The organism is Adlercreutzia caecimuris B7, from assembly GCF_000403355.2.
Taxonomy (GTDB): Bacteria; Actinomycetota; Coriobacteriia; order Coriobacteriales; family Eggerthellaceae; genus Adlercreutzia; species Adlercreutzia caecimuris.
The window spans coordinates 309229-326792 of the sequence record NZ_KE159646.1 but is presented as its reverse complement, the minus strand read 5'-3'; the positions used below and the strand labels follow the sequence as shown (position 1 = coordinate 326792).

The 17564-nt window shown below is 66.2% G+C and carries 17 protein-coding genes and 3 tRNA genes; 5 read left to right on the top strand and 15 right to left on the bottom strand.

Translation table 11 applies throughout. The features are described from left to right. Positions 1-267: 267 nt before the first annotated feature. Both C811_RS05525 and C811_RS05520 read left to right on the top strand, forming a co-directional pair. Positions 268-344: transfer RNA gene (locus C811_RS05525), tRNA-Pro, on the top strand. 240 nt (positions 345-584) lie between these two features. Continuing rightward, positions 585-1709 carry a DUF3810 domain-containing protein gene (locus C811_RS05520; RefSeq protein ID WP_016308520.1) on the top strand — a complete coding sequence of 375 codons (1125 nt, stop codon included), beginning with the start codon at positions 585-587 and terminating at the stop codon, positions 1707-1709. Positions 1710-1848: 139 nt separating this feature from the next. Here the strand turns inward: C811_RS05520 and cimA are convergent, their stop codons facing one another. From cimA to C811_RS05505, 3 genes are all read right to left on the bottom strand, one after another. Beyond that, positions 1849-3444 (bottom strand): citramalate synthase, encoded by a 1596-nt coding sequence (gene cimA, locus C811_RS05515; RefSeq protein WP_016308519.1) that lies wholly within the window; start codon positions 3442-3444, stop codon positions 1849-1851. A gap of 196 nt (positions 3445-3640) precedes the next feature. Next, entirely contained in the window at positions 3641-3982 is a 342-nt protein-coding gene (locus tag C811_RS05510; protein WP_016308518.1) for a hypothetical protein, read from the bottom strand. A 119-nt stretch (positions 3983-4101) separates the two neighbouring features. Beyond that, positions 4102-4617 (bottom strand): GNAT family N-acetyltransferase, encoded by a 516-nt coding sequence (locus C811_RS05505; RefSeq protein WP_016308517.1) that lies wholly within the window; start codon positions 4615-4617, stop codon positions 4102-4104. A 450-nt stretch (positions 4618-5067) separates the two neighbouring features. Between C811_RS05505 and C811_RS05500 the strand changes: the two genes are divergently transcribed. Next, the gene (locus C811_RS05500; protein WP_016308516.1) at positions 5068-5454 is read left to right on the top strand and encodes a YxeA family protein; all 387 of its coding nucleotides are present in this window, start codon (positions 5068-5070) and stop codon (positions 5452-5454) included. Between the two features lie 128 nt (positions 5455-5582). Then, positions 5583-5656, top strand: a tRNA-Gly gene (locus C811_RS05495). Positions 5657-5701: 45 nt separating this feature from the next. Here the strand turns inward: C811_RS05495 and C811_RS05490 are convergent. The 7 genes from C811_RS05490 to C811_RS05465 form a co-directional block, all read right to left on the bottom strand. Next, positions 5702-5777, bottom strand: a tRNA-Arg gene (locus C811_RS05490). Between the two features lie 51 nt (positions 5778-5828). Continuing rightward, positions 5829-6746 carry a thiamine pyrophosphate-dependent enzyme gene (locus C811_RS05485; protein ID WP_016308515.1) on the bottom strand — a complete coding sequence of 306 codons (918 nt, stop codon included), beginning with the start codon at positions 6744-6746 and terminating at the stop codon, positions 5829-5831. Further along, positions 6743-7936 (bottom strand): transketolase C-terminal domain-containing protein, encoded by a 1194-nt coding sequence (locus C811_RS05480; RefSeq protein WP_016308514.1) that lies wholly within the window; start codon positions 7934-7936, stop codon positions 6743-6745. The genes C811_RS05485 and C811_RS05480 overlap by 4 nt, the downstream gene beginning before the upstream one ends. Then, positions 7933-8418, bottom strand: coding sequence for a 4Fe-4S binding protein (locus tag C811_RS16160; protein ID WP_016308513.1), 486 nt, complete (start codon positions 8416-8418; stop codon positions 7933-7935). The genes C811_RS05480 and C811_RS16160 overlap by 4 nt, the downstream gene beginning before the upstream one ends. Beyond that, positions 8415-9047 (bottom strand): 2-oxoacid:acceptor oxidoreductase family protein, encoded by a 633-nt coding sequence (locus tag C811_RS05475; protein WP_016308512.1) that lies wholly within the window; start codon positions 9045-9047, stop codon positions 8415-8417. The genes C811_RS16160 and C811_RS05475 overlap by 4 nt, the downstream gene beginning before the upstream one ends. Before the next feature lie 72 nt (positions 9048-9119). Then, on the bottom strand, positions 9120-9776 hold the full coding sequence (locus tag C811_RS05470) for a LysR substrate-binding domain-containing protein (RefSeq protein WP_016308511.1): 657 nt from the start codon (positions 9774-9776) through the stop codon (positions 9120-9122). Between the two features lie 94 nt (positions 9777-9870). After that, the gene (locus tag C811_RS05465) at positions 9871-11211 is read right to left on the bottom strand and encodes a phenylacetate--CoA ligase family protein (RefSeq protein ID WP_016308510.1); all 1341 of its coding nucleotides are present in this window, start codon (positions 11209-11211) and stop codon (positions 9871-9873) included. Between the two features lie 422 nt (positions 11212-11633). Here C811_RS05465 and C811_RS05460 point away from each other — a divergent pair, with 422 nt between their 5' ends. Continuing rightward, entirely contained in the window at positions 11634-12605 is a 972-nt protein-coding gene (locus C811_RS05460) for an IS481 family transposase (protein ID WP_016308509.1), read from the top strand. On the opposite strand, the gene C811_RS05455 is transcribed toward C811_RS05460, so the two are convergent. The 5 genes from C811_RS05455 to gatC all read right to left on the bottom strand — a co-directional run bounded on the left by C811_RS05455 (position 12602) and on the right by gatC (position 17547). After that, positions 12602-12910, bottom strand: coding sequence for a hypothetical protein (locus tag C811_RS05455; protein ID WP_016308508.1), 309 nt, complete (start codon positions 12908-12910; stop codon positions 12602-12604). The genes C811_RS05460 and C811_RS05455 overlap by 4 nt on opposite strands. A gap of 117 nt (positions 12911-13027) precedes the next feature. Further along, a complete protein-coding gene (locus C811_RS15675; protein WP_016308507.1) occupies positions 13028-13927 on the bottom strand; it encodes an Rpn family recombination-promoting nuclease/putative transposase in 900 nt (299 codons plus the stop codon). A 234-nt stretch (positions 13928-14161) separates the two neighbouring features. Continuing rightward, on the bottom strand, positions 14162-15742 hold the full coding sequence (gatB, locus tag C811_RS05450) for an Asp-tRNA(Asn)/Glu-tRNA(Gln) amidotransferase subunit GatB (protein WP_016308506.1): 1581 nt from the start codon (positions 15740-15742) through the stop codon (positions 14162-14164). Continuing rightward, the gene (gatA, locus tag C811_RS05445) at positions 15743-17236 is read right to left on the bottom strand and encodes an Asp-tRNA(Asn)/Glu-tRNA(Gln) amidotransferase subunit GatA (protein WP_016308505.1); all 1494 of its coding nucleotides are present in this window, start codon (positions 17234-17236) and stop codon (positions 15743-15745) included. Next, positions 17236-17547 (bottom strand): Asp-tRNA(Asn)/Glu-tRNA(Gln) amidotransferase subunit GatC, encoded by a 312-nt coding sequence (gene gatC, locus C811_RS05440; RefSeq protein ID WP_016308504.1) that lies wholly within the window; start codon positions 17545-17547, stop codon positions 17236-17238. Before gatC ends, gatA begins: the two co-directional genes overlap by 1 nt. Positions 17548-17564: the final 17 nt, after the last annotated feature.

The following is a 17564-nucleotide window of genomic DNA, read 5'->3' as shown; positions in this document are numbered from 1 at the left end:
GTCTGTTGTGTTTGACTGAGACCACCTTCGCATTTCGTCACCGAAACACTGTGGAAACATGGCTTTGTTTGACAATGCGCAAGCAATCTGACACCAGACTGTCAATTAAAGTTGAGCTGAAAGGTCTTTATTTTTGATAAGCGGTTTGCTAGGGGTTCAGAGCGGTTGCGCCATCAACAAAATAGTTCAATTGCCAGCAAGCAATTCTTGCTATAATCATCGAGCTGCTATGCGGCTTTTCGGCCGACAGCAAGCCTGTGTATGCGTCGGGATGTGGCGCAGTCTGGTAGCGCGCCTGCTTTGGGAGCAGGATGTCGCAGGTTCGAATCCTGTCATCCCGACCATTTTTGCTTCGTCGTTGCTGACGCAACGACGAACGAGGCCGATGCTGCGGTTCCGGCATGCACCCGGCCTTGCACTTCACCGCTTTCCCTCACGGCCCGAAGGCCGCTCGGCCGCGGTTCAGCACAATTCCAGGCACCTGTCGGATCCTCGCTGACTTCCTTGGGCGAACCTGTTCTACAAAATGTTTACTCTATTTATCTTCTTTGGTTCTGCTTGCCTAATTTCGGCATAATGCAGTCATGGAAAAGACGCAGACATATCGGCTGAAGCGGCTGTGGCTTTTGCTGCCCGGGGCGGCGGCGCTGCTGCTGACGTGGGCGGCCTCGACAAATCCGGGGCTCACCGAGATGTGGTTCTCGCGGGGCGTGTACCCATGGCTATCCTCGGCCTGGGGCTTTCTGCCCTCGCTTGCGCCCTGGTCGGTGGCGCAGTGGGTCGTGGTGGCGTTTCTCGCGTTCTGCATCGGATGGCTCGTCTTCTACGCGGTGGCCTTGATGCGGGACGCGGGAGGGCGGCGGTTCGTGCTGTGGCGGGCGGCGGCCACGATGTTGGCGGTGGTGTCCGTGGGTTACTGCCTCTTCGCGCTCATGTGCGGCCTCAACTACCACCGGCTCACCTTCGCCGAGGACGCCGGATTCGACCTGGCCCCGTCGAGCACGACCGAGCTTGCGGCCCTCTGCGAGCACCTGGCCGACGAGATGAACGACGCCCGGGCGGCCATCGACGACAGTCCCGACAGCTACGCCGCGGCCCGCGGCGGTTTCGAGGCCTACGCCCGCGAGGCCGTGGAAGACATGCGATCGCTGGCGGAGATCTACCCGGTGCTCTCCCGTCCGCTGTACTCCCCTCCCAAGCCCGTGCTGTTCTCGGAGGTGCTGTCCTACCTGGACATCGCCGGCATGTACTTCCCCTTCACCGTGGAATCGAACATCAACGTGGACGGCCCGTTCTTCACCATTCCCGCCACCATGGGACACGAGCTGGCCCACCAGTGCGGGTTTATGCGCGAGGACGAGGCGAACTTCATTGGCTACCTTTCCTGCAAGCAATCCGCCGACCCCCTCACGCGCTACAGCGGATACTCGCTCGCCTACGACTACGCACTGTCGGCCCTCATCCGCACCGACCGCGAGGCAGCCGTCGCCGTGAACGGCACGCTGTCCGACGCGGTGCGCGCCGACCGCATGGCGCGCGCGGAATACCTCAAGCAGTTCGAGGGCCCGGTGGCCGAGGCGAGCAACGCCGCCAACAACGTCTACCTCAAGGCCAACAAGCAGGAAGACGGCACCAAGAGCTACGGCCGCATGGTGGACCTGCTTCTGGCCGAAGCGAGGCAAGAGCAGGGCACGGCCCCGGCCGCCTAGCCGAATAGCCGTCGGAACAAACTATCGCAAGAGTCGGTGCACGTGAGCACCAACCGAAAAGAGCAATGCAGAGTACGGGTCATGCAACTTTTCAGGATGTCCGCAAGAGAAAACTTCAGCTTTCCCGCTGCAGGCTGCTCTAGGCGCGGGCGCGGGCAAGGAAGAGACCGTACTCGAGGGAATCCACGAGGGCGTTCCACGAGGCCTCGATGACGTTCTCGGACACGCCCACCGTGCCCCAGGTATCCACCCCGTCGGTAGCGGTGATGGTCACGCGGGTGATGGCGTCGGTGCCCTGGCTCTCGTCGAGCAGGCGCACTTTGTAGTCGATGAGCTCCATGGCCGCCACCTGCGGATACGACTCCACGATGGCGCGGCGCAGAGCGGCGTCGAGGGCGCCCACCGGGCCGGTGCTCTCGCCGGTGGCCACGAAGCGCGCGTCCCCCACGTGGATCTTCACCGTGGCCTCGGACAGCGCGTCTTTGGCAAGCGCGCCGGTGTCCTCGCGATCGTCCACGATGACGCGAAAACTCTCCAGCGTGAACGCGGGCGCATACAGCCCCAGATGGCGCATGAGCAGAAGTCCCAGCGAGCCGTCGGCCACCTCGTAGGTGAAGCCCGCCGCCTCGCGGTCCTTGATGTCGTCGAGCACGTCCTGGGTGGTCACACCGGCCTCCTCCAGGTTGAACCCGAGGGCGGCCGCCTTCGACAGCAGCGACGCCTTGCCCGCCAGCTCGCTCACCACCGTGCGGCTCGCGTTGCCCACGGCCGCCGGGCTCACGTGCTCGTAGGCCTCGGGAAAGCGCGCGATGGCGCTCGCGTGCAGGCCGCCCTTGTGGGCGAAGGCGCTCGTGCCGGTGTAGGGGTGGTGGGCCGGCTTCGACACGTTGCAGAGCTCCGCCACGTACTGCGCCACGCCCGTAAGCTGCGCCAAGCTGTGCTCCCCCACGCAACGGGCGCCCATCTTCAGCTCCAGGTCGGCAATGACCGTGAGCAGGTCGGTGTTGCCCACCCGCTCCCCGATGCCGTTCACCGTGCCCTGCACGCTCGTGGCGCCGGCGCGCACGGCCGCCAGCGTGTTGGCCACCGCGCACCCCGAGTCGTTATGGCAGTGGATGCCGAAGGCGGCGTTCGGGAAGGCGCCCGCCGTGGCGGCTACGACGGCCTCCACCTCGAAGGGCAGCGCGCCGCCGTTGGTCTCGCAGAGGTCCACCGAGTCAGCCCCCGCTTCCACGGCGGCCCCCACGCAGGCCAGCGCGTAGTCGGCGTTGGCCTTGTAGCCGTCGAAGTAGTGCTCGGCATCGAACACCACGCGCCGGCCGGCCGCCTTCAGATAGGCCACCGAGTCGGCGATCATGCGCAGGTTCTCCTCAAGGGTGGTCTGCAAAGCGCGCTCCACCTGGGCATCCCAGGTCTTGCCCACAATGGTGACCACCGGCGCCCCGCACGCCAGAAGGTCGGCCAGGCCCGCATCGTCGGCCGCGGGCGCGCCCTTCTTGCACGTGGATCCGAAGGCCGCGATCTGGGCGTGACGCAGCTCCATGGCGGCCACCTCGCGAAAGAACGCCACGTCCTTGGGGTTCGACGCCGGAAAGCCGCCCTCGATGTAGTCGATGCCGAACTCGTCGAGGCGCCGCACGATGGCGAGCTTGTCGGCGAGCGAGAGCGTGATGCCCTCGCACTGCTCCCCGTCGCGCAGGGTCGAGTCGTAGGTGTAAATGCGCGTCGCTTCCATAAGACCTCGTTCCCGCTCCGCCTCATCACTTTCTGCGATCATTATAGCGTTCGCGAAGCCGATCTTTTCCGTTCCTTGCAATCTGAGCCGCCGCCAGTGACAAGTTTGAAGCGCTTCCCATCAGTCGAAGGGCGGCAGCGGGGCATCCAACCATCCCCTTTGAAAATGTCATCAGTTTTGAACTGGGATTTCTCTCTCAGTGTATGAAGTAGTCCGCACTCGCGCGGCCTTCATGTTGGGAACCGCCCCAAACTTGCCACAATACGCCAAAAAAGAGGAAGGAGCCCCGAGAGGCTCCTTCGTGTCCGATCTGCGCGCGCCAGGCTCGCTTGGCCTTCGCGCGACTGTACTTGACGTCGCCGTGGGCGCCGTGGCCGCAGGCGTAGCCGTTGTAGCGCGGCTTCGCCGCCAGCGTGGCCTCCTCGGCCGTCTGGCGCCACAGAACGCCATCGCGCCCCGCGGCCCGAGCCTGCTGCGTCGCCGCCCGGCGCGCCCGCTCGGCCGCACAGCGCCCCGTGCGCTTTCGCTTCTTGGACATATCGCCTCACCTCCTTCAAACCCTCGGTTGCATCAGCCGCCATCATAGCACGACTCGCCAAGCGCCCGGGCGCTCGACGCATGATGTCGCCGACCCGCCGGCCGCTATCGGAGACGCCTTTACCCCAGCACTTTCTCGAAGGCGATGCGCGGGGCGCCGGCCTCGACGCCTTCCGTGAGCACGATGGGGCCGCAGTAGGTGAAGCCGGCCTTCTCGGTGGCGCGGCGCATAGGGGCGTTATCGGCATGGGTGTCCACACGCACCGAGGCCATGCCGTCGGCGGCGGCCCTCTCGCAGGCGAAAGCGAAGAGCGCGCCCATGACGCCCCGGCCGCGACAGACCGGATCCACGGCGCAGCGGTGCACGGTGGCGTAGGGGCCGCTCGCGAGCCAGGAGCCCTCGAGGGTGTCGTAGGCCGCCTCGGGCTCGGTGCCGTAGCGGAACACACCCACCACCCGGCCCTCGTCCAGGGCAACGTAGGCCGCACCTTCGGCCACATCAGCCTCCCAGGTGGCGCGGCACGGGTACCCGCACTGCCACTGGTCGAGCCCGCGGGCGGCCATGTCGGCCACCGCGGCATCGGTGATAGCGGTCATAGCGTCAATGTGCCCGGGCGTCGCGACGACGATCTCCATGGAAGCCTCCCTGCTCTCGAGCGCGTAGCTGCTGCACCAGATGCACGTGCTTAAGCTTCTTGCTAATACCCGCCTTACGATACAAGTTCTTGCAAAAGGGATCGCACGGTGACGACGGAAACGCACAAGGTGTCCGCGATCCAGGGCATAGCGGAGCCGTCCGTCGAGCATGGGGATCCTCGCGGCTCTTCGGGAGCTTGACGACTGCCGTTCCGGCTACGCCATGCCGCTGCCGCGCGGCGGCCACCTCCAAAGAATTCCCGGGGCCGGCGCGCACCGCAAACCGCCCCCCTCCTGGAAGAGCTCCAAAGGGACAGCTTTGCCCTTGCGCTGCGCTTACAAAAATGCAAGCCGCCCGTAAGGCACTTCGATGGCGACTCGCGGGCCATAGGCATAGCATCGAAGGCGCCTTGGGAAATCGCATCCGATCCACGGGAAGGAGATTCCAACATGCGCACAAAGGTAGCAGTAGCAGTGGGCTTTTCCATAGCAGCGGTGGCGGTAGCCGCGGTAATCGCCGGATGGTGGGTGCTCTCCGGCAACATGAACGCCGCGTACTACACGCAAGTGGACAACGCGCGAACCGAAGAGCTGGAATCGCGGGGCGGGGTCATCGACCCTACCGGGGGTATGAGCCTTCTCTACCGCCTGCCGGCCTACGATGAGCAGGGCAACGGGCGGGAGGTCTCGTTCGGTACCGAGCGCCAACTGAGAGAGGGGGCGTATCTGAAACTGGAGGTAGAGCCCATTCGTGGCGTGGTCGGGTGGGAGGAAGTCTCCTTCGATGAGCTTCCGCAAGAGGTGCAGGCGCACCTGGACGGCCCCGTCCGCCCCTAACGGCCGCATACCAGGGTCTTGGCACCCGCGCAAAAGCGGAGCATCGCCGTAACGGCGGAATGGAGGCCCACTTCTGTTTTCTCGTTGCGGGGCGGCTGGGTTGCGCTATACTATGCAAGTTGCATCGTGCGGGCGTAGTTCATTGGTAGAACCTCAGCCTTCCAAGCTGATGAGGCGGGTTCGATTCCCGTCGCCCGCTCCAGAGCATTCGAAAGGCCGAGGTCAGCGACCCCGGCCTTCTTGTTTCTGGCGCGCCCAGTAGGAATCGAACCTACAACCTACGGATTAGAAGTCCGTTGCTCTATCCGTTGAGCCATGGGCGCAAAAACGCCGAGCCACCTCGGCAGGTTGCCTATTATAGCGCAACCTGCCCGCTATGCCCATCGCTCGCGCATATAGGCCCAGCGCTCGTCGCGGGCGGCCTCGATGGCGGCCAAGTCGGCCTCGTCATCGGCGCGGAAGCGGCCCTGGCGGCGCAGGTAGGGCTCGATGGGCTTGAACGCCTTGGGATTGCGGTTCAGGCGGAAGGCGCCCCCGGGCACTCCCGACAGCGCCGGGCCCTCGTACTCGGCGAGGTACCACAGGCCCGTGTCCACGACCTCCTTGGCCACGTCCACCATGTCCTCCGAGGGAAAGCCCCAGCCCACCGGACAGGGCGCCACCACGTGGATGAACCGGGTGCCGCGCACATCGCGGGCCCGCTCCACCTTCTTCAAGAAATCACTCAGATAGCCCACCGAGGCCGTGGCGGCGTAGGGAATGCCGTGGGCCGCCACAATATCGAACAGGCTCTTCTTCTGCGTGAGGCAGCCGTGCTCGCGCGCGCCGGCGGGCGTGGTCGTCGTGGAGGCACCGAAGGGGGTGAGTCCCGACTTCTGGATGCCCGTGTTCATATAGGCCTCGTTGTCGTAGCAGATGTAGAGCACATCGTCGTTGCGGTCGATGGCCCCCGACAGGGCCTGCAGGCCGATGTCGGCCGTGCCGCCGTCGCCGGCAAAGCCCACCACAGTGCAGTCGTCGGGCGCCGTCCCCTGGGCCGCAAGCCCGGCCCGAATGCCCGAGAGCACCGCGGCCGTGGCGGCGAAGGGGGTGATCATGGCGTTGTTGCCGAAGGCCAGCTGGGGGAAGTTGAAGCCCACGGCGCTCATGCATCCGGCGGGCAGGGCGCTCACCGCATGGGGCCCGAGCACCTTCAGCACCTGGCGCACCACGAGCGCACCGCCGCAGCCGGGGCAGGCCTTGTGGCCGTAGAAGAACTCCTCATCGGTGATGTTGCGCGCGTTCACGGTCATCGCAGGCCCCCTTCCTCGTCGTCAATGCCCAGGAACACGACCCGGCCGGCCTCGCCCTGGCCGGCTGCCAAGCGCTCCAGATCGGCGAAGCAGGCCCGCACCTGGTCGCGGGAAATATCGGCGCCGCCCAGGCCCCCGATGAAATTCAGGGCCGGCCGGGCCACGCCGCGGCGGGCACAGGCGGCCAGCACGGTGGAGAACACCGCGCCGCCGTCGCCGCCGAAGGAGATGTCCTTCTCCAGCACGCCCACGGCCGCTACCCCGGCCAGGGCCTCGGCCAGCTGGCGGCCGGGCACCGGGCGCAGGTAGCGGATGCGCAGCACGCCGGCTCGCGTGCCCGCCGCCCGCAGCTCGTCGGCCACATCGCGGGCGATGCCGGCTGCCGAGCCCAAGGTGACCAGCACCAAATCGGCGTCCCCGCAGCGGTAGGCGTCCACAAGGCCCGGGTACCGGCGCCCGCAGGTGGCGGCGAAGCGGGCCTCCACCTCTTCCACCACCGTCTCGGCGGCCAGCATGTCGCGGTGGTGCCAGTACTGGTAGTAGCGGTTGAACTCGGGGCCGGCTGAATAGCCGATGCTCACGGGATGCCCGAAATCGAAGCGATTGGCCGTGCGGTAAGGCGGCAGGAAGGCGTCGGCAGCCTGGGCCTCAGGCACCTCCACCGACTCGTAGGTGTGGGTGAGAGCGAAGCCGTCCACGTTCACCATCACCGGCAGGCTCACGCGCTCGTCCTCGGCCACGGCGTAGGCCATGAGCGCCAGATCGAGCGCCTCCTGGTTGTTCTCGGCATACACCTGGATCCAGCCGTGATCCAGAAGCGAAAGGGAGTCGCGCTGGTCTCCGTAGATGTTCCACGGTAGCGCCAGGGCACGATTCGCGTTCATCATCACGATGGGAAACCGCCCGCCCGAGGCGTAGGTGAGGCACTCGGCCATGTACAGCAGGCCCTGGGACGAGGTGGCCGTGAACGTGCGCGCGCCCGTAGCCGATGCCCCCATGGCCGCTGCCAGCGCGGTGTGCTCGCTTTCCACGTGCAGGTACTCGCAGGCAAGGCTGTCCTCTTCCACCATGGTGGCCAAGGCCTCCACCACCGTGGTCTGGGGCGTGATGGGATAGGCCGATATCACCTGGGGCCGCGCCAGGCGCACGCCCTCGGCGAAGGCCTCGTTGCCCGAGAGGAATTTCCTCATGCCGCACCTCCTTCTGCATCTTTCCGAGCGGGGGTCTCGGACATTTCGATTCGCTCAGACAGTCCTCGCTTTGGGGAACAGGACATGAGGCCCTGCTCCCGTCGCTGCAAAACTCGCTCGGTCGAGACGCCCGAGATCCCCGCCGCCACTTCCCCGTCGCCGCGCTCGTCCACCATGGCGATGCAGGGCACGGGGCACACCTTCGCACACACGCCGCAGCCCTTGCAGAAATCGTAGTCGATGGCAAGCGCCGCGCAGACGCCCTCGCCGTCGCGCACCTTGAAGATGGTGCCGTCGGGGCAGTACATATAGCAGTTGAGGCACAGCGTGCACTGCACCGGGTCGATCAAGGGCCGCAGGCTGCGCCAGCCGGCGTTCACCGAGGTGAGGTAACCGCCCTCAAAGCAGGTGGAGCGGGCGAACTCCTCGGGCCGCGCCCCCAGACCCTCCCGCAGATGGGGCGTGAACTTCCGATCGGTCATGCCTCGCTCCCCTCTCCCTCAAGCAGCACCGCAGCCGCCAAATCGAACAGGCCCGTGCCCGAGTCACCCCCGCGCTGACCGAGGCCGCCCAGGTGGGGCAAGTCGGGCCGGGACGCCAGCGCCTCGAAGGCAGCATCCACGATGCGCACGTTCTTCTCATGCAGCCGCGCGGGCATGGTGGCGCGAATGCCCTCGTGCACGTCTTCCAAGCTAACCGCGTCGCAGAGGGCCGGAATGGCGCCCAAAAACACCGTGTTGGGAATGGGTCGTCCCAGCACGGCCGCCGAGATGCCGTCGGCGTCGATGGCCACCACGCGCGGGTCGTCCACCGCGCGGCGCGTGTTCAGCAGCATGAGGCCGCCGTCGGCCAGCTCGGCATCCCAGCTGCCATCCAGCAGCGTCTCGTCCAGGTACACCACGATGCCCGCCCGGGCCACGACGCTGCGGTCGCCGATAGGCGCCCCATCGATCTTCGTGAACGCGCGCATGGGGGCGCCTCTCCGTTCCGGTCCAAAGGTCGGGAAGGCCAGGGCACACGCCCCAGCCGACAGGGCCGCCGCGGCGCCCAGGCACCGGGCCGCCGTAAAGGCCCCCTGGCCGCCCCGCGCGTGCCAAATGACTTCCAGCATGGGCATCCCTCTCTCAATACCGAAGGGCGACCGTAACGGCCGCCCTTGCATCTCTCTCGTTATCCCTCGCGACTATTTATTCGCATAGTAGTCCAGGCTGCGCGCGAGATGGGTGACGAAGCGCTCCCCCATGACCGACAGGTCGCGATTGTCGGCAGACACATAGCCCAGATGCAGCACCACATCGGTTTCCAGCGGAATGGTCGTGAGCGCGCTACCGTCGGTGATGCCCACCAAAATGCCGCTCGTCACCGTATAGCCGTTGATGGCCATGATGAGCTCGGTGAGCGACGCGCGGTCGGTGCAGGCCACCTTCTTGGCCCGGGGCACGTCGGACAGGGCCTCCTCGTAAAAGGCGATGGGAGCGCCCTCGCCCTGGTCGAAATACACATAGGGGTAATCGGCCAGCTGCTCCAAGCTGAGCTTTTTGGCGTTCACGAGCGGATGGCTCGACGGCAGGGCCACCAGCGGCGCCGAGGCAGCCAGCTCGTGGAAGGTGAGCCCCGCCTCGGTGAAGGCCTCGTCGAGCGCCGCCTCGGTGGCCGAGGTCAGCATGACCACGCCCAGCTCGGAGGTGCCCGAGGCCACGTCATCGATGACCCCCTGGGTGGTGCGGTCGCGCAGGGCGTAGGAATAGCTATCGCCGCCGGCGGCCAGGATGGTGTGGGCGAAGGACTGCACGTCGAACAGGTAGTGCTGCCCAGAGATGGAGAAGTCGAAAGCGGTCATGGGGTTCCCTTCTATCGGTTATCCGCATTATAGCGGGCCGCGCACGGCTGGAGGGCGGCGCGCGGCCATCAAGTGCAACGAGGAACTTCGGGCCCTAGGCGCCCTTGCGCTCGTCGATGAAGCGGCTGGCCTTGTGCTCGGAGGAGGTGCCCAGCTTGCCGGCGTCGTAGACGAGCACCTTGGCCGGCTTCACGCCGGTATGGGCCTTCAGCGCCGCCGACACGCGGGCGGCCACGGCGTCGAAGGGCTCGTCGGACCCCTGGGCTCGCTCCACGCTCACCTCGTAGCGGGTGGAGAAGTTCTCGTCGTAGACGCGGATGAGGTACTCACCCGTCAGCCCCACCTCGGCGCGCACCACGTACTCCACATCGGAGGGGAACACGTTCACGGCGCCCACGATGAACATCTCGTCCTTGCGGCCGGTGATGTGGATGCGGGCCAGGGTGCGCCCGCAGGTGCACTGCTCGTTGGACACGTATCCGATGTCTCCGGTGCGGAAGCGGATCATGGGGCGGGCCTTCTTCATGAGGGTGGTGTACACCAGCTCGCCCACCTCGCCGGGTTCAAGCACCTCGCCGGTGGCCGGGTCCACCGTCTCCACGAGGATCTGGTCCTCCACGATATGCAGGCCGTCGTGGGCCTCGCAGGCCGCCGCGCAGGCGCCGTAGATGTCGGACAGCCCGAAGAAGTCCACCACCTTCGCGTCCCACAGGTTCTCGATGGCCTCGCGGGTGCTCTTGATGGAGCCGCCCGGCTCGCCGGCCACGATGATGGTGTGGATGGAGAAGTCGCGGCGCGGGTCGAGCCCCTTCTCCTTGATCTTCTCGCCCAGCGTCCAGGCGTAGGACGGGCTCGTCCAGATCACCGTGGGCTGGTACTGCTGCAGCACGAAGATGAGGCGATCGGAGGGCACCGCGCCCACCCAGATGGCCAGAGCCCCCAGACGCTGGGCGCCGATGACGTCGGGGCCGCCCACGTAGAGGGCGAAGTTCAGGCCGTGCACGTAGCGGTCGGTGGGGCGCATGCCGGCCTGCCAGAACAGGCGCGCCTCGGTGTCCTGCCACAGGTCGAAGTCCTCCTGGGTAAAGGGGCTCACCGTGGGCACGCCCGTGGAGCCGGACGAGGTGGCCATGAAGATGACCTCCTCTTCGGGCACCGAGCACATCTCGCCGAAGAACGAGCCCACGTGCTGGGTCTCGCGCTCGGTCTTCTTGTCCACGAAGGGGAACTTCTCCAGGTCCTTCAGGGTCTTGATGTCGGTAGGCGCGACGCCGGCCTCGTCGAAGGAGCGCTTGTACCAGACGGTGTTCTCGTAGGCGTAGGCCACCATCTCCTGCAAACGCTCCAGCTGCATGGCTTCCAGCTCGGGCCGCGGCATGCACTCGATCTCGGGATCGTAGTACTTCTGATCGTAGGGGATGTTCTTCTTCGCCATCACTGCTCCTTGTTCCGGTCTCCTGGAATGCGGGAGACCCAGCGTCTCCTCGCCTCTTTTGCGTGGGTCAGTATGATGCCCGAAGCCACGGCGCCGAGCAAGGGCAAAACGCATACAGAATAGGGAAAGCCCGCCATCGCGAAGGTCGATGGCAGGCTTTCATCAGGGGAAACGTTGCGACGAGTCCTCGAAGTTGGATATGCGCGGCATTCTGATTCGCCCAAACAGACCTCGATTTGCGGAAATGCCCACCGGACACTTCCCGTCGCTGCGAAGCTCACTCGGTCAGAGAGCCCCGCACTCTCTCTACGCCGCCACCTAGCTGTTTAGTGCCAAGACGTTGTTTACATCCGGGTGGCGACAAATAGGGAGGCCTCCGCCAAGCTGTGAGTTGTCTAGATTCGCAGCGAAGGGGGCCTCCCATGCCATCGCATCCTAACGCAAAGCTGACCCCGAGGGGGCGGGAAACCCTCGTTTCCCGCATAGAATCCGGCGTCGGCGTGGCCGACGCCGCCCGCCAGATGGGCGTCAGCCGCCAGACCGCGTGCAAGTGGCTGCGCCGCAGCCGGCGCGGCGAGGGGCTGGCGGACCGCAGCAGCCGGCCGCGCAGGCTCGCCAGGCTCACGCCGCCCGACGCCGAGGAGCGCGTCGCCGAGGCCCGCGCGTCCATGCTGCTCGCGCCGCTCGCGCTGGCGGCGGCCACCGGCGTCCCCGCCCGCACCTGCGCCAGGATAGTGGCCCGCCGCGGGATGCCGCGCCTCGCCGACGTCGACCGTGTGACCGGCGAGGTCCGGCGCCGCGGCCCCGCGACGCCGGTGCGCTACGAGCGCGAGGCCCCCGGCGAGCTGCTGCACGTCGACGTCAAGAAGGTGGCCCGCGTCCCCGACGGCGGGGGCTGGCGGGCGCGCGGCCGCGCCGGCCGGCCGAGGCCGGGGGCGGGCACGGCGTGCCTGCACGTCGCCGTCGACGACTTCAGCCGCGTGGCCTACGCCGAGCTGCTGCCCGACGAGCGCAAGGGCACCTGCGCGGCCTTCATGGGCCGCTGCCTGGGCTTCTTCGGGGAGATGGGCGTCTCGGTCGAGCGCGTGATGACCGACAACGGGCCGGGCTACCGCAGCGGCGAGTTCAACGCGCTGCTCGAGGGGCGCGGGGTCCGCCACGTCTACACGAGGCCCTTCAGCCCCTGGCAGAACGGCAAGGTCGAGCGCATGAACCGCACGCTCGCCCAGGAGTGGCAGTACGGCAGGGCGTGGGAGAGCGAGGCGGGGAGGGGCGCCGCCCTCCCCGCCTTCATCGAGCATTATAATTGGGACAGGCCGCACAGCGCCTGCGGGGGCCTGCCGCCCATGTCGCGCATCGTCGGCGTAAACAACCTATTGGCACACAACACCTAGCCGAGCGTCCCTTGCGCGGCCAAAACCGCCTGGGACATCTGGTAGGACAGCACCACAACACCCAGAAGCACAACGGTCACGACAACCTTCACCGCTACATGCCAGGTGCAGGAGCCGCGCCACATCAGCACGAGCCCCACAGGCCAGAAGATCACGAGGAAGAAGATGATCCAGAAGGTCTGCTCGTACCACTTCTTCTCGTCGTCGGTGGTGACGATCTCGTTGGCCTGCTCGCGGGTGCGCCCCTGGCCGCGGTGCGTCCAGTCGCCGTAGCTGCGGCCGTTCTCGTCCTTGAAGATGCCCATGGAAAATCCCTTCGTCAATGTTGACCTTACAACTTTTGGTTGGGATTCTACCATTGCCTCCGCGCAGGGGCGCCCGAGCGCCACCCCTGTCACGAACCCGTCACAGCAAGCCGCCGCTTACAACCTGTATTCTCGAAGAAGATTCTCAACCGCCACAGGGTCAGCCATAACGGAAAGGACGTCTTCAGCGCGGCCATCTTCTGCCAGCTTGGCCGCAAGAGCAGCCATCCTGGCAACGCCCTCGGCACGACCCTCAGCGCGGCCCTCGGCACGACCCTCAGCGCGGCCCTCGGCGCGGCCCTCCGCCAGGCCTTCCTCGCGGCCCTCGGCAATACCCTCGGCACGGCCTTCTGCCAAGCCTTCGGCGATGGCATCAGCGCGGGCTTCTTCCAGCAAATCTCTTACGGTCATCACGGAGGCCACCCACTCTCTATCCTCATTGGCCGTGGAAACTGCGGCGTCCATGGCGCTCACGAGCTTGTCATCTGGCGCTACGGAGCCTCTTTGAATATATTCTAGCAGATTACGCAGCCCCTCATTGGGCGCGGCAGCGGCGGCCCGTGCGTTCAGCACCACCCACGTGGAGCCGGTTTGGGCCGCAAGGGCTGGATTCTCCCGGCAGAGACGGTCGAAGGTGTACACGGGAAGGCCTGCGCCGGGCCAGTCGAAATCACAGGCAAAGATGATGTAGCTGTCGCGCAAATCCCTCCACGACGAGCCCTGGTCGAGCAGCCCGGAATCGATGCTCGCTTGATAGTAGCGCAGACGGCGCCCCAAATCGGCATGGGGATTGGCCTGCATCTCCACATCGATGACGCCCAAGGCCGTCTCAGCGTACACATCGAGCCGCACCCCGCGGGATGCCGCGGCGGGCTGGAGCACCTGTTCCCGATTGAGATAGGAGATGGAACCCACTTCGGTACCGAGGACGCGCTCTAAAAAGCCCCGGCAAATATCCTCGCGGCAGAGCACGCGTCCGAACATGAAGTTGTTGGATATGGTAATACGGCTGGTCATGGCAGCCCCCTTTCCTCTCGGCGGCTGTCCCCGTCTCCGGGTTAGGGGCTCCCCAGCCTCAGTTTCACCACTGGTGAAATTGTAAGAACATTTGTTCCATTATAAGATCGTGAGACAGCAAATGCAAGAGGAAAAAAGTACTACTTTGAAAAGAGAGGCCCCCTTCTAAACGAAGGGCCGCCCCTTTCAGGACGGCCCTTCGCGGCGCAAGGCAAAATTGACGACTTCGCTTCCCTACCCCAGCTTCTTCGCCAGAAGCTCGTTGATGATCTTGGGGTTGCCCTGGCCGCACATAGCCTTCATGCACTGGCCCACGAAAAACCCGATGAGTTTGTCGTTGCCGTCGCGGTAGCGGGCCACCTCGTCGGGGTTGGCGGCGATCACCTCGTCCACCACTGCTTCGATGGCGCCGGTATCGGACACTTGCTTCATACCGCGGGCCTCTACAATGGCCTCGGGGTCGGCGTCCTCGTCCATGATGGCGGCGAACACCTCCTTGGCCTGCTTGGAGGAGATGGCATCGGCGACCGTCAGCTTCACGAGGGACACCGCACGGGCGGCCGAGAGCGGCGTGGCGGCCAGCGCCTCACCCTCGTGGGCGTTCAGCCACGCCGTCACATCGTTGATGATGAGGTTCGCAAGCGGCTTGGCGAACGCGCCACCGTCGGCCTCGGCGGCAGCCAGCGCCATGCACTCGTCGAAGAAGTCTGCGGTGGCGCGGTGTTCCACCAGGTGGCGAGCATCGTAGGAGGTGAGCCCGAAGTCAGCGGCATAGCGGGCCGCCTTCTGGTCGGGCAGCTCGGGCAGCTTGGCCCGCACCCCTTCGATGAACTCGTCGGTGAGATCATAGGGCGCCAAGTCGGGCTCGGGGAACAGGCGGTAATCGTCGGCGGTCTCCTTCACGCGCATGACGATAGTGCGCTTGGCGGACGGGTCCCAGTGGCGCGTCTCCTGGTAGATGACGCCCCCCTCTTCCAGCACCTCGGCCTGACGGCAGATCTCATAGGCCAAACCGTCGTGGAGGTTCTTGAAGGAGTTCATGTTCTTCAGCTCGGTCTTGGTGCCAAAAGCGGTGGTGCCGCGGCGGCGCAGGGACACGTTGCCGTCGCAGCGAAGGCTACCCTCCTCCATGGAGCAGTCGGAGATACGTAAGGCCAGGTAAATCTGGCGCAGCTTCTGCATGAACAGGCGCGCCTCCTCGGGCGTGCGCAGGTCGGGCTCGGTCACCAACTCGATCAAGGGCGTGCCGGCGCGGTTGTAGTCCACCAGCGAGTGCGTGGCCCCGGCGATACGGCCCTCACCGCCGCCGAGGTGCACCATCTTGCCGGCGTCCTCCTCCATGTGGATGCGGGTGATGCCCACATGGGCCACGTATCCGTCCTCGGTGCGCGTGATGTTGCCGTCGCGCTCACCGGGCGCGAGCGCGTCCAGGCGGTAGCGCTCAGCGGCCCCGCGGCCGTCCACATCCAGATCCAGATGGCCGCGCATGCAGAAGGCGATAGGGCCCTGGGTGGTTTGGAAGTTCTTCGCCATATCAGGGTACATGTAGTTCTTGCGGTAGAACATCGAGTGCTTCTCGATATCGCAGTTGGTGGCCAAACCCGCCAGTACGATGGACTCGATGGCCGCGCGGTTGGGCACGGGAAGCGCCCCGGGCAGCCCCAGGCACACCGGGCAGGTGTGGGTGTTGGGGGCCGCGCCGAACTCCAGCTTGCAGCCGCAGAACATCTTCGTCTCCAGAGTGGTCAGCTCGGCGTGGATCTCCAGGCCGATGACGGCCTCCCAGGTCTCGAATACCTCTTCCAGCGTCTTCATTTACGCACCCACCTTTCCGTCGGCGTAGTCGGGGGCCACCGGCGCCGGACCGTAAACGGTCTCCAGGGCCGCTGCGGCGCGGAACATGTTCGCGTCCTTGAAGGGCGGCGCGATGAGCTGCACGCCCACGGGCAGGCCCGTGTCGGCGCCCAGGCCCACGGGCACGGACATGCCGCCGTTGCCGGCGATGTTGATGGAGATGGTGAACATGTCGCCCAAATACATCTCGGTGGGATCGCCGATCTCGCCGAGCTTGAAGGCCGTGCGCGGGGCCACCGGCGCAAGGATGCAGTCCACCGACTCGTAGGCGACGGCAAAGTCGCGGGTGATGAGGGTGCGCACCTGCTGGGCCGGGTAGTAGTACGTATCGTACACGCCGGCCGACAGAAGGTAGCTGCCGAGCATGATGCGGCGGCGCGCCTCGGGCCCGAAACCGCGGGCGCGGCTGGCCTCGTACTGGCTACCCAGGTCCTTGTGGCCCGGATCGCAGTAGCCGTAGCGCACCGAATCGAAGCGGGCCAGGTTGCTGAAGGCCTCGCAGGGACCCAGCACGTAGTAGGCGCTCATGGCCGCTTGAGCATGGGGCAGCTCCACTTCCACAAGCTCGGCGCCCATCTTCTCCAGGGCGAGGGCGGCCTCTTGGGTCTTGGCCCTCACCTCGGGGGCCAAGCCGGCGGCTTCCAAGAACGCGGGCACGACACCAATCCTCATGCCGCGCACCCCCTCGGCGAGGTTCGCCGTGAAGTCCACGTCGCTCGGCTGGCTCGTGCAGTCCAACGCGTCGCGGCCGGCGATGGCGTTCAGAACGAGCGCCGCATCTTCCACCGAGCGGGCGAAGGGGCCCACCTGGTCCAGCGAGCTGCCGAAGGCCACCACGCCGTAGCGCGAGACCACGCCGTAGGTGGGCTTCACGGCCACCAGGCCGCAGAAGGAGCCGGGCTGGCGGATGGAGCCGCCGGTGTCGGAGCCGAGGGACACGGGCACGAGGCCCGCCGCCACAGCCGCGGCGCTGCCACCCGAGGAGCCGCCGGGCACGCGCTCGGTATCCCACGGGTTGCGCGTGGGCCCGAAGGCGGAGGTCTCGGTGGAGCCGCCGAAGGCGAACTCGTCCATGTTCAGCTTGCCGATGGGCAGCGCCCCGGCCCGCAAGGTGCGCTCCACACAGGTGGCGGTGTAGGGCGACACGTAGTCGCGCAGCATGTTCGAGGCACAGGTGGTGTGAGTGCCCGTCAGGTTCAGGTTGTCCTTGTAGCCCACAGGCACGCCGGCCAGAGGGCCCATCTCGGCCAGGCGCCCCTCGGCGATGGCCCCGTCGATGCGGGCAGCAGCATCCAGGGCCAGCGCCTCGGTGGTCTCCAGGAAGGAATGCACTACCCTATCGGCGGCCTCGATGCGCTCGAAGGTGCCGCGGGCCACCTCGGCGGCGGAGAACTCCTTGGCGGCGAGCCCCGCCTGGAGCTCGCCGATGGACATGCTTCCGAACGGCGTTGCCATTAGCGGTCACCCCCCTCACCCAGAATGGACGGAATGAGGAAGCTGCCGCCCTCCTGCTTCGGGGCGTTCTCAAGAGCCACGGCCTGGGTGAAACTGCCGCGCACCGCGTCGTCGCGCATGACGTTCGACAGATCGCCGATAGGATGGAACGTGGGCTCCACGCCATCCAAGTCGAACTCGGTGATGGGCGCGAGGCTGTCGATGATGGCGTTCAGGTCGGCCGTCATGGCGACGACCTCCTCCGCCGTAAGGCCAATGCGGGTGTACTCGGCAATGCCCCGCACATCAGCCTCGGAAAGATGCTGCGTCATGGCTGAGCGCTCCTTCT

Bases quoted from the DNA above. Each gene is read 5' to 3' on its own strand.
- C811_RS16160 (WP_016308513.1), bottom strand. From the start codon at position 8,418: ATGACCGATCGGAAGTTCACGCCCCATCTGCGGGAGGGTCTGGGGGCG.
- C811_RS05505 (WP_016308517.1), bottom strand. From the start codon at position 4,617: ATGGAGATCGTCGTCGCGACGCCCGGGCACATTGACGCTATGACCGCT.
- gatA (WP_016308505.1), bottom strand. From the start codon at position 17,236: ATGGCAACGCCGTTCGGAAGCATGTCCATCGGCGAGCTCCAGGCGGGG.
- C811_RS05465 (WP_016308510.1), bottom strand. From the start codon at position 11,211: ATGGCGAAGAAGAACATCCCCTACGATCAGAAGTACTACGATCCCGAG.
- C811_RS05455 (WP_016308508.1), bottom strand. From the start codon at position 12,910: ATGGGCATCTTCAAGGACGAGAACGGCCGCAGCTACGGCGACTGGACG.
- gatC (WP_016308504.1), bottom strand. From the start codon at position 17,547: ATGACGCAGCATCTTTCCGAGGCTGATGTGCGGGGCATTGCCGAGTAC.
- C811_RS05475 (WP_016308512.1), bottom strand. From the start codon at position 9,047: ATGCTGGAAGTCATTTGGCACGCGCGGGGCGGCCAGGGGGCCTTTACG.
- cimA (WP_016308519.1), bottom strand. From the start codon at position 3,444: ATGGAAGCGACGCGCATTTACACCTACGACTCGACCCTGCGCGACGGG.
- C811_RS15675 (WP_016308507.1), bottom strand. From the start codon at position 13,927: ATGACCAGCCGTATTACCATATCCAACAACTTCATGTTCGGACGCGTG.
- C811_RS05480 (WP_016308514.1), bottom strand. From the start codon at position 7,936: ATGAGGAAATTCCTCTCGGGCAACGAGGCCTTCGCCGAGGGCGTGCGC.
- C811_RS05485 (WP_016308515.1), bottom strand. From the start codon at position 6,746: ATGACCGTGAACGCGCGCAACATCACCGATGAGGAGTTCTTCTACGGC.
- C811_RS05460 (WP_016308509.1), top strand. From the start codon at position 11,634: ATGCCATCGCATCCTAACGCAAAGCTGACCCCGAGGGGGCGGGAAACC.
- C811_RS05500 (WP_016308516.1), top strand. From the start codon at position 5,068: ATGCGCACAAAGGTAGCAGTAGCAGTGGGCTTTTCCATAGCAGCGGTG.
- C811_RS05520 (WP_016308520.1), top strand. From the start codon at position 585: ATGGAAAAGACGCAGACATATCGGCTGAAGCGGCTGTGGCTTTTGCTG.
- C811_RS05470 (WP_016308511.1), bottom strand. From the start codon at position 9,776: ATGACCGCTTTCGACTTCTCCATCTCTGGGCAGCACTACCTGTTCGAC.
- gatB (WP_016308506.1), bottom strand. From the start codon at position 15,742: ATGAAGACGCTGGAAGAGGTATTCGAGACCTGGGAGGCCGTCATCGGC.
- C811_RS05510 (WP_016308518.1), bottom strand. From the start codon at position 3,982: ATGTCCAAGAAGCGAAAGCGCACGGGGCGCTGTGCGGCCGAGCGGGCG.